General features: G+C 67.8%; 10 protein-coding genes. 5 read left to right on the top strand and 5 right to left on the bottom strand.

What is annotated here, in order from left to right:
* Positions 1 to 52 precede the first annotated feature (52 nt).
* Both ABQE93_RS25965 and ABQE93_RS25970 read left to right on the top strand, forming a co-directional pair.
* Positions 53 to 484 (top strand): DUF5994 family protein, encoded by a 432-nt coding sequence (locus ABQE93_RS25965; protein WP_448411660.1) that lies wholly within the window; start codon positions 53 to 55, stop codon positions 482 to 484.
* The gene (locus ABQE93_RS25970) at positions 481 to 2118 is read left to right on the top strand and encodes a fatty acyl-AMP ligase (protein ID WP_448411658.1); all 1638 of its coding nucleotides are present in this window, start codon (positions 481 to 483) and stop codon (positions 2116 to 2118) included. Before ABQE93_RS25965 ends, ABQE93_RS25970 begins: the two co-directional genes overlap by 4 nt.
* Before the next feature lie 12 nt (positions 2119 to 2130).
* Here the strand turns inward: ABQE93_RS25970 and ABQE93_RS25975 are convergent, their stop codons facing one another.
* The 4 genes from ABQE93_RS25975 to ABQE93_RS25990 form a co-directional block, all read right to left on the bottom strand.
* Positions 2131 to 3225 (bottom strand): 3-beta-hydroxysteroid dehydrogenase, encoded by a 1095-nt coding sequence (locus ABQE93_RS25975; RefSeq protein ID WP_448411657.1) that lies wholly within the window; start codon positions 3223 to 3225, stop codon positions 2131 to 2133.
* A gap of 63 nt (positions 3226 to 3288) precedes the next feature.
* Positions 3289 to 3501 carry an exodeoxyribonuclease VII small subunit gene (locus tag ABQE93_RS25980; RefSeq protein ID WP_448411655.1) on the bottom strand — a complete coding sequence of 71 codons (213 nt, stop codon included), beginning with the start codon at positions 3499 to 3501 and terminating at the stop codon, positions 3289 to 3291.
* Entirely contained in the window at positions 3498 to 4736 is a 1239-nt protein-coding gene (xseA, locus tag ABQE93_RS25985; RefSeq protein ID WP_448411653.1) for an exodeoxyribonuclease VII large subunit, read from the bottom strand. The genes ABQE93_RS25980 and xseA overlap by 4 nt, the downstream gene beginning before the upstream one ends.
* 20 nt (positions 4737 to 4756) lie before the next feature.
* Positions 4757 to 5311, bottom strand: a complete 555-nt coding sequence (locus ABQE93_RS25990; RefSeq protein ID WP_448411651.1) for a lipid droplet-associated protein — start codon at positions 5309 to 5311, stop codon at positions 4757 to 4759.
* A gap of 65 nt (positions 5312 to 5376) precedes the next feature.
* Here ABQE93_RS25990 and ABQE93_RS25995 point away from each other — a divergent pair, with 65 nt between their 5' ends.
* Together ABQE93_RS25995 and ABQE93_RS26000 are read left to right on the top strand one after the other, a co-directional pair.
* The gene (locus ABQE93_RS25995; protein ID WP_448411649.1) at positions 5377 to 6390 is read left to right on the top strand and encodes a 4-hydroxy-3-methylbut-2-enyl diphosphate reductase; all 1014 of its coding nucleotides are present in this window, start codon (positions 5377 to 5379) and stop codon (positions 6388 to 6390) included.
* Between the two features lie 63 nt (positions 6391 to 6453).
* Complete coding sequence (locus tag ABQE93_RS26000) at positions 6454 to 8214, top strand: penicillin-binding transpeptidase domain-containing protein (protein WP_448411793.1); 1761 nt, start codon at positions 6454 to 6456, stop codon at positions 8212 to 8214.
* Here ABQE93_RS26000 and ABQE93_RS26005 read toward each other — a convergent pair.
* A complete protein-coding gene (locus ABQE93_RS26005; RefSeq protein ID WP_448411647.1) occupies positions 8211 to 9269 on the bottom strand; it encodes a DUF6542 domain-containing protein in 1059 nt (352 codons plus the stop codon). The genes ABQE93_RS26000 and ABQE93_RS26005 overlap by 4 nt on opposite strands.
* 84 nt (positions 9270 to 9353) lie before the next feature.
* Between ABQE93_RS26005 and ychF the strand changes: the two genes are divergently transcribed.
* Positions 9354 to 10427 (top strand): redox-regulated ATPase YchF, encoded by a 1074-nt coding sequence (gene ychF, locus ABQE93_RS26010; protein WP_448411645.1) that lies wholly within the window; start codon positions 9354 to 9356, stop codon positions 10425 to 10427.
* Positions 10428 to 10458: the final 31 nt, after the last annotated feature.

Consider the following 10458-nt stretch of genomic DNA (forward strand, 5'->3'; position numbering starts at 1 on the left):
ACCACATGGTCACCGTCTGCGGTAGTACTTCTAGCTGACGGGAGCACCGGCGATGGTGCAAATCGCATCCCAGCAATCGAGTCCGGCTCGATTGGCGTTCTGCGACCGAGGGACAGAGTCGGGAGCGGTCGACGGTGCCTGGTGGCCCACCAGCACCGATCTGCGAGTGGCGCTACCTGACCTCGTCGCCGTGCTCGGGCGCTTGATCGGACCGGTCCATCGCGTGGTCTACGACCCGGCTGTCTGGCCGAACGCGCCGTCGCGGGTTATTCGCGGCAACACGGCGGTCGCAGTCAACCCTTACGCGCTGCTGGCGAGAGACACTATTTACCTGATGGGTACTCATTCCCGCGATGCGGTGCTTTACGTCGTGCCGCCGTCGAGCCGCAACGACGTCGTCGGCCGCGTGCTTCGCACGGTCGCGGATGCCCGCGCGCCGATGAGCGCAGATATGTTGCGGCGATTGGTCAACGAGGAGTCGTGAGCAGGTTCTGCGACACGCTGTACGCCAACGCCCATGCCAGTACCAGGGGCCTGGTCACCGGCGAACCGTTCGCGCCGGTCCGGCACACGTGGCAACAGGTACACGAGCGCGCACGTCGCATCGCCGGTGGCCTGGCAGCGGTGGGTGTGGGACACGGCGATGGCGTGGCGGTACTGGCCGGCGCTCCGGTGGAGATTGCGCCCACCGCTCAGGCCGTCTGGATGCGCGGGGCCCATTTGACGATGCTGCACCAACCGACACCGCGCACCGATCTGGTGTTGTGGGCCGCCGAAACGGGTGCGGTGGTCGGCGTCATCGGTGCCAAGGTCGTGGTGATATCCGAACCGTTTCTGGCGGCGGCCCCGGTGTTGGCCGACAACGGCTTTCACGTGGTCACTATCGCCGAGCTGTTGGCGTGCGATCCGATCGACCCGGTGGACGTCGGCGAGGACGATCTCGCGTTGTTGCAGCTGACGTCCGGTTCGACCGGCTCGCCGAAGGCGGTGCAGATCACCCACCGCAACCTGGTGTCCAATGCCGAGGCGATGTTCAAAGGCGCCGAATACGACCTGGACACCGATGTCATCGTCAGCTGGCTGCCGTTGTTCCACGACATGGGGATGACCGGCTTCCTCGTGGTGCCGATGTACTTCGGTGCGGAGTTGGTCAAGGTGACCCCAATGGACTTTCTGCGCGACACGCTGCTGTGGGCCAGGCTCATCGACAAATACAAGGGCACCATGACGGCCGCGCCGAACTTCGCCTACGCGTTGTTCGCCAAGCGGCTGCGTCGCCAGGCCAAGCCGGGCGATTTCGACCTGTCCACGCTGCGGTGGGCGCTCTCGGGCGCCGAGCAGGTCGAACCCGCCGACGTCGAGGATCTGTGCGATGCCGGGACGCCGTTCGGGTTACGGCCGGAGGCGATCCTGCCCGCATACGGGATGGCCGAAACGACTGTGGCGGTGTCGTTTTCCGAATGCGGCGCCGGTTTGGTGGTCGACGAGATCGATGCCGACCTGCTTGCGGTGCTCCATCGCGCGGTACCGGCGACAAAAGGTCACACCCGGCGCCTCGCGACGCTCGGCCCGTTGCTGGACGGCCTCGAGGCCAGGGTTGTCGACGAGTTCGACATCGTCCTGCCGATCCGCGGTGTCGGGGTGATTCAGGTTCGCGGAGAACCGGTTACGCCGGGCTATCTGACCGTGGGCGGTTTCATCTCCGCCCAGGACGAGCAGGGATGGTATGACACCGGGGATCTCGGCTACCTGACCGAGGACGGGCGCATCGTCGTGTGCGGCCGCGTCAAAGACGTCATCATCATGGCGGGCCGCAACATCTATCCGACCGACGTCGAACGTGCCGCCTGCCGCGTCGACGGCGTGCGCCCCGGTTGCGCCGTCGCAGTGCGGCTCGATGCCGGGCACTCGCGGGAAGGATTCGCAGTCGCTGTGGAGTCCAACGCGTTCGAGGATGGCACCGATGCGCGACGTATCCAGCATCAGGTGGCCCACGAAGTGTTCGCCGAGGTCGACATGCGACCGCGCAACGTCGCGGTCCTCGGCCCGGGCACCATACCCAAGACACCGTCGGGCAAGCTGCGGCGAGCCCACGCGCTGTCCCTTATCGGCCGTTAGCTGCCGGGCGGGCTACGCGGAGACGCGCTGCGGCGCTTCGTTCTTCATCTGGTTGAACAGGTCGACGTAGTAGGGCAGGCATTCGGCCATGGCCTGTGCGGTGGTGAACAGCGGGCGGTAGCCCAACTCTCGCTCGGCTTTGGCGATCGAGAAGTAGTTGTCGAGGTAAAGGCGTTCCACGCCAAGGGGTTCGATCATCGGCTTCGGCAGGCCGAAGCGGAAGTGCATCCACTGCCAGGCCGTCATCGCCAACCACGCCAGCCGGCCGGGAACACGTATCCTGGGATAGCGCTGGCCGCAGGCTTCTACGACCGGGCGGGAGAACTCGAACATGTTGACCGGCTCGCCGTCGTTGATGAAGTAGGCCTGGCCGGGCGCCGTCCCGCCGGGCACCAGATGCTCCGCGGCCAAGATGAAGCCGTGAACGAGGTTGTGCACATAGGAGTTGTCCAGCTTGACGTTCTTGCCGCCGACCAGCACCTTGACGTGACCGGCGAGCACGCTTTCGAACACCTTGCGGAACATCGTCTGGTCGCCGCGGCCCCAGATCCCGCTGGGCCGAACCGAACACGTCAGCAGACCTGCTCCATCTTCGCCACCGTTGGCGGCTAGTACGAACTTCTCGGCTACGACCTTGGTCTCGGTGTAGAGGTCGTTGAATCGCTCGGTGTAGGGCAGGGTTTCGTCACCGCCGGAGAGCTTCTTGCCGCCCATCACCACGCTGTTGGACGCGGTGTAGACAAACCGTTTCACGCCCGCACGCTGCGCCGCGCGCACCAGGTTCTCCGTACCGTGCACGTTGACCGCGAAGCTGCGCTGCCGGTACTCCTCGGTGACCGACGCCCCGCCCATCAAGTCGATGATCGCCGCGGTGTGAAACACGGTGTCGATGCCTGCCACCGCCGCCGCCACGATGTCGGGGTCGCAGATGTCGCCGTCGAGCACCTCGAGGCGCGGACGCCCGGCCAACGGCGACGGCACCCGGTCGAACGAGCGCACGTGATGTCCGCGGTTCAGGAGTTCGGTCACGAGGTTGGCCCCGACGAACCCGGATCCGCCGGTGACGAGCACGCGGCCCAGTTCGGTGGTCAACGTTGGATCGCCCATGGAGAAGAAGCGTAACTGAAACGTGTTACAGTTTCGACCCTTGGGTGGGCTTATTTTGAAGGTTCAACTATCTTCGGGGTCCTTGGAGGCGAGTGCCTCCTCCACCCTCTTGCGGGCTCCAGCTAAGTGTTCTTCGCAGCATTTAGCGAGTTCTTCGCCTCGTTCCCACAGTTTCAGCGACGCCTCTAAGTCGAGCCCGCCCTGTTCGAGCTGTTGCACGACGGCGATCAATTCGTCACGGGCTTCTTCGTACCCCAGTTCACTAATGGGCTTCATTCAACTGTCCCTTCTGGGCCTTCGCTGACCGCCGAAATCGCGCCGTCCGTGACGCGGATGCGCAACCGGGTGCCCGCGGGCGCGTCGGCCGTCGTGCGCAGCACGTGCGTCTCCGGCATGGTCTGCACGACGGCGTACCCGCGCGCCAGCGTCGCCGCCGGCCCCAGCGTAGAAAGGCGCGCCGACAGGTGGCCGATGCGATCGCCTTCGGCGGCCACCAGCCGGGTGATGTCGCGTCGGGCGGCGGTAAGGGCGCGGTGCACCTCGTCGGCGCGCGCGCTGATCGCGGCCAGTGGCTGCGCCAACACCGGCCGGCTGCGCAATTGGTTTAGCGTGTGCTGTTCGCGGTGCACCCAGTTGCGCAGCGCGCGACCGCCGCGACGGCACAAATCGGCGATGAGCGCCGCCTCGGTGGCGGCGTCGGGCACGATGCGCTTGGCCGCGTCGGTGGGGGTGGCCGCGCGCAGATCGGCCACCAGATCGCACAGCGGGTTGTCGGGTTCGTGGCCGATCGCGCTCACCACGGGCGTCGTGCACTTGGCGATCTCGCGGCACAGCGTCTCGTCGTAGAACGGCAGCAGATCCTCCACGCTGCCGCCGCCGCGGGCGATGACGATGACGTCGACGTCGGGGTCGGCGTCCAGCCCGCGTAGCGCCTCGACCACCTGGGGCACGGCGTTGGGGCCCTGCACGGCGGTGTTGCGAACGGCGAACCGCACCGCGGGCCAGCGGTTGGTGGCCACCGAGATGACGTCGCGCTCGGCGTGGCTGCCGCGGCTCGTGATGAGCCCGACCGTGTTCGGGAGGAACGGGATCGGCCGTTTGAGCCGCGGGTCGAACAGCCCCTCCGCGTGCAGCAGCTGGCGCAGGCGCTCGATGCGGGCCAACAGTTCGCCGACGCCTACCGCACGAATCTGGTTGACGCGCAACGAGAACGATCCGCGCCCGACGAAGAAGTTCGGTCGTCCGAGCATCACCACCCGCGTGCCCTCGGTGAGCTTGACGGGCGCGTTGAGCACCAGCTCGCGCGGGCAGGTGATCGACAGCGACATGTCGACCGACGGGTCTCGCAGCGTGATGTAGGCAGTGCTGGAGTTCGGTCGCGTGGACAGCTGGGCGACCTGACCCTCGACCCACACCGTGCCGAGGCGCTCGATCCAGTCCTTGATCTTCATCGACACGGAGCGAACCGGGTACGGGTTCTCCGGGGACTGGCCCTGCTCAGCGTCCGTCATCGCCGCGCTCGGTCACGTGCTCACTTGGCGGTCGCGCGGGTGATCCTGTTGGCTAGCAGGGTCTGAAACGGTGCGCGCGCCTTGGTGGCTTCCTCGTAGGCCAGCAGGGCTTCCAGGTCGGGCACCCGCAGCGACGTCAACCGCGCGCGCAGCTGGGCCAGCGTGAGCGACTCGTAGTCCAACTCGGTGACGATTTCCGGCGTCTTATCCGATGCGACCGCGACGTTGTTGACGCCGGACCCGGACGCGGGCGTGTCGGGCTCCCCCTCGCTGAACAGGGCGAACCGGCCTTCGGTGCGACGCTCCCCGTCAGAGCCTGTGGAGTCCTCGAGGTCCTCGTCGAACGTCGCCCACTCCGGTTGCTCGTCCTTGGGCGGGAACATCGCATCGAGGGTCTCGTCACCCTTGATGACCAGGTCGGCCACGTCCTGCTGCATCTTCATCACCAGATGTGCGACCTGACTGGCTACCGTCATCGGATACATCAGGATGGTCTGCGGAAGCTTGCGGGTTTCCTCGATGGCGGTGACCGCTGCCCCAACCAGCAGACGGACCCCATACGGTGCAGTTGCCATGGCCCCCAGCCTACGGCTGGCTGCTGCGCTGGTCTGAGACGGCTGCCGATGCGTACCCTGGTGCCATGCCGCCGACAATTGACATGGGGATTCCGGGCGTCAGCCAGACGGCAGCGGGCTCGGTGACCGGTGGTGTGACGGGCAAACGGGTGCTGCTGGCCGAACCGCGCGGTTACTGCGCCGGGGTGGACCGGGCCGTGGAGACCGTGGAGCGTGCCCTGGAGAAGCACGGCGCACCCGTCTACGTGCGCCATGAGATCGTGCACAACCGCCACGTCGTCGAAACGCTGGCCAAGGCGGGGGCGGTGTTCGTCGACGAAACCGACGAGGTGCCCGAGGGCGCCATCGTGGTGTTCTCCGCGCACGGCGTCGCGCCGACGGTGCACGCCAACGCCAAGGAGCGCGAGCTCAAGGTCATCGACGCCACCTGCCCGCTGGTGACCAAGGTGCACAACGAGGCCAAACGGTTCGCCCGCGACGACTACGACATCCTGCTGATCGGCCACGAGGGCCACGAAGAGGTCATCGGCACCGCGGGCGAGGCGCCCGACCACGTCCAGCTCGTCGACGGGCCCGACGCCGTCGACCAGGTGACCGTGCGCGACGAGAACAAGGTGATCTGGCTGTCGCAGACCACGCTGTCGGTCGACGAGACGATGGAAACCGTGCAGCGCCTGCGCGAACGCTTCCCGAAACTGCAGGATCCGCCCAGCGACGACATCTGCTACGCCACCCAGAACCGCCAGGTCGCGGTGAAGGCGATGGCGCCGGAGTGCCAGCTGGTGATCGTGGTCGGGTCGGCCAACTCGTCGAACTCGGTGCGGCTGGTCGAGGTCGCGCTGGGCGCGGGTTCAGACACCGCCCACCTGGTCGACTACGCCGACGACATCGACCCCGCCTGGTTCGACGGGGTGACGACGATCGGTGTCACCTCCGGCGCGTCGGTGCCTGAGGTGCTGGTGCGTGGCGTTCTCGAACGGCTCGCCGAGTACGGCTACGGCACCGTGCAGCCGGTGACCACCGCCAACGAAACGCTGGTGTTCGCCCTGCCCCGCGAGATCCGGCCGGCCAGGTCATAACCGCGAGAAGACGCAGAAGTGGCCAACACCACGGCGATTAGGGCACTTCTACGTTCCCCAGCTATCGGGTGGGCCCAGCTCGCCGGGGGACTGGCGCTCGTTCTCGTCCTCTCCGGCTGCTCGAATGCCCAGGATCGGCTGTCCGCCGCGGTCAACGAGTTCGCCGAAGCCCTCACCAGAGGTGACGCGGCAGCCGCCGGAGCACTCACCACGGACCCCACGCAGGCGTCGGGCACGCTGGCCGAACTCTTCGCCAGCCTGGGCACCGACGTGCAGGTCCAGGCCCAAGCCGCAGAGCCTCGGGAGGACGGCGGCGCGACGTTCACCCTCGACACGACGTGGAAGTTCCGCGACGGCCGGACCCAGTGGAACTACACGACCACCGGCACCGCCGTCGAGTCGGACGATGAGTGGAAGATCGACTGGAACCCGGCCACCGTCGCACCGGGCCTGGACGCGGGGCCGCTGTCCTACAGCACGCTCGTTCCCAGCCCGGCGGCGCGGGTGCTCGACCGCACCGGCGCGGAACTGTTGACCCAGCACATCGTCACGCTGGTCAACGTGTCGCCGGGCGCGGACCTAGGCGCGCTGGCCGCGCTGCTGAACCCGGTCGCGCCCGGCATCACCGCGGATTCGCTGCGACAGGACCTCGCCGAGGCCGGTGGTCAACCGATCACCGCGATCACGTTGCGCCAGGAGGACTTCGAGCCGATCGAGGCGCAACTGTCGAGCCTCGCCAACGTCACGCTGGCCCCGCAGACCCGGCTGCTGGCCGTCGACAAGACGCTGACCTCACCGACGTTGGCCGGGTTGTCGGATCTGTGGCAGCAGCGCACCGAGGCCGCGTCCGGGTGGGCGGTGAACGCGGCGACCAGCGCGGGGCCCCGCCGGGTCGGCGGGCAGGACCCCGAGCCGGTCGGCGACATCAGCAGCACCCTCGACATCGGCATGTTGCGCGCGGGGGAGCAGGCCCTGGCGGCTCTGCAGACCCCGGCAGCGATCGTGGCCATCCAGCCCTCGACCGGTGAGCTGCTGGCCGTCGCGCAGAACGCGGCCGCCGACGCGCAGGGACCCATCGCGCTGACCGGGCTCTACCCGCCCGGCTCGACGTTCAAGACCGTCACGGTATCGGCGGCACTGCAGGCCGGCCAGGTGACCCCCGACAGCGTCGTCGCCTGTCCGGGCACCGAGAACATCGAGGGCCGCCAGATCCCCAACGACGACAACTTCGATCTCGGGCAGGTGCCGTTGCACACGGCGTTCGCGCGGTCCTGCAACACCACGATGGGACGGCTGGCGGTGAACCTGCCACCCGACGCGTTGACCAAGGCCGCCGAGCAGCTCGGCCTGGGCGTCGACTACACCGCGCCCGGGATGACGACCGTCACCGGCTCAGTGCCCGTCGCCGACACGGCCGCGCTGCGCGTCGAGGAAGGCATCGGTCAGGGCAAGGTCACCGCGTCACCCTTCGGCATGGCGTTGGTGGCGGCTTCGATCGCGCGCGGCTCGGTGCCGGCGCCGGCGATCGTGGCCGGTCAGCCCGGAACGCCGGATCGGACCCCGGAGCCGCTGGCGGCGACGGTCGCCGAGCAGGTCAAGGCGATGATGCGCGAAACCGTCACGGACGGGACCGCCACCGAGCTGCGCGACATTCCGGGTCTGCTGGGCAAGACCGGGACCGCCGAGTACATCGACGACACGCATGCGCACGGCTGGTTCGTCGGGATCCGGGACGACCTGGCGTTCGCGGTATTCGTCAGCGACGCAGGCAGTTCGGGGCCCGCGGTGAATGCCGCGGGTAGCTTCCTGCGCGCGCAGGGCTAGATGTCGTACTCCCAGTTTTCAGCGTCGCGGCCGCGGGCCGGGCGCCGACGGGTGCGGTAGCTCGCGCGGTCGTCGTCGCCCTCCGCGCCGCGGTAGCGCACCCGCGAGATCGGGTGGTGTGTGCCGTTTCCATTTCTGGTGTGGGGTTCGCGCGGCTCGTAGTAGTCGTCGTAGCCGCGGCGACGTTTGGGACGCTCGGGGCGCTCATAGGCCGAGCGACGGTCAACCGGCGGTGGGCCCGGCTGACGCGGGCTGGCCGACTTGCGGGGGCGTCGCCGCGGCGGGGGCGGTGGTTCGGCCTGGCGGTCGGCCCAGCTGCGGCGAGGACGCTCGGTGAGCGGGTCGAAGGGTTCGCCCTCCGGCGGCCGGACATGGCGCGAGCGCGACGGCGTCGCTTTTTTGGTACCCGCCGGTGTCCTGGCGGGCCGTCGCGGCCGGTCGGGGCGCTCCGCACGCTGAGGGGCGCGCGCCGGCCGTTCCGCGGTGCGTCGGCGCCGGGGCGGTTCGGGGGCCGCGTCGGCGTCTTTCTCGCCGGAGGGGACGCGGGCCAGCAACGAGGACAACTTCGTGCTCAGCGTCGACGCCACGCCGGACGTGTGGGAGCTCGGGGCCGCCTTGCGCGTCGCCATGCCGTAGTACCAGCGCGCCGCGCCGACCAGCAGCACGCCCGCCGATGTGAAGAACATCAGCGGGAAGCGCTCGATGAGCGGATAGCCGCAGTTGATCAGCACGTCTTTGATGCCGGTGATCTGGCTGTTGTGGAACAGGAAGTAGGCGGTGGGCACCGCGCCGAACAGGATCAGCGGGGGCTGGATGACGGCGGTGAACAGGCCGGCCTGACGCACCGCGAGCACCGCGGCCAGGCAACCGAGCACATAGCAAGCCGCGAACACCGCGCTCAGTTCTTTGCTGCCCGACCCGGCGTCGAACGCGAAACCGATCGTCGTCGCGGTGATAGCGATCAGCACGGCACCCCACCACGGAACACCCGGAAAATTGGGATGCACGGAACGATGGTCGGCGGTCACTGCCGACCGTGCGCGCTGTGCTGACACAGGTAGACCGTACCGGCTCTTGCTGAGCGCGGCTGTCAGCGCGGTGCTGGCGTGCCCGTCACACTCTCCTAGACTCTGGACCCTGTGGGCCTGAATCTGGGAATCGTCGGACTGCCGAACGTCGGTAAATCGACGCTGTTCAACGCGCTGACGCGCAACGAAGTGCTGGCAGCCAACTATCCGTTCGCCACAATCGAACCGAACGAGGGTGTGGTGCCGCTGCCCGACCCGCGGCTGCCCGAACTCGCGAAAATTTTCGGCTCGGAGAAGATCCTCTACGCGCCGGTGACCTTCGTCGACATCGCCGGGATCGTCAAGGGCGCGTCCGAGGGCGCCGGTCTGGGCAACAAGTTTCTGGCCAACATCCGCGAGTGCGACGCGATCTGCCAGGTGGTGCGCGTCTTCACCGATGACGACGTCGCCCACGTCGACGGCCGTATCGACCCGAGGTCCGATATCGAGGTGATCGAGACCGAGTTGATCCTCGCCGATCTGCAGACACTCGAACGAGCGCTGCCGCGGCTGGAAAAGGAGGCGCGTACCCATAAGGACCGCCGCCCGATCCACGAGGCCGCCGTGGCCGCTCAGGAGATCCTCAACGGCGGCACGACTCTGTTCGGAGCGCGCTTCGACGCGTCGCTGCTTCGTGAGCTGAACCTGTTGACCACCAAGCCGTTCCTGTACGTGTTCAACGCCGACGAAGCGGTGCTCACCGATGAGGCGCGCAAGGCCGAGTTGCGCGAGCTGGTCGCGCCCGCCGACGCGGTGTTCCTCGACGCGAAGATCGAGGCCGAGTTGCAGGAGCTCGACGACGAGTCGGCCGTCGAGCTGCTCGAGTCGATCGGCCAGTCCGAACGAGGGCTGGATGCTTTGGCGCGGGCGGGGTTTCACACGTTGAAGCTGCAGACCTTCCTGACTGCGGGGCCGAAAGAGGCGCGGGCGTGGACAATTCGGCAAGGTGACACCGCTCCGAAGGCGGCCGGCGTGATCCACAGCGACTTCGAGAAGGGCTTCATCAAGGCCGAGATCGTGTCGTTCGACGACCTGGTCGAGGCCGGGTCGATGGCCGCCGCTAAGGCCGCAGGCAAGGTGCGCATGGAGGGCAAGGACTACGTCATGGCCGACGGTGACGTCGTCGAGTTCCGGTTCAACGTGTAGGTCCGAACTCGGGCGAGGCTGAGCGGCGCGA

It is taken from the genome of Mycolicibacterium sp. XJ662 (genome assembly GCF_053484035.1).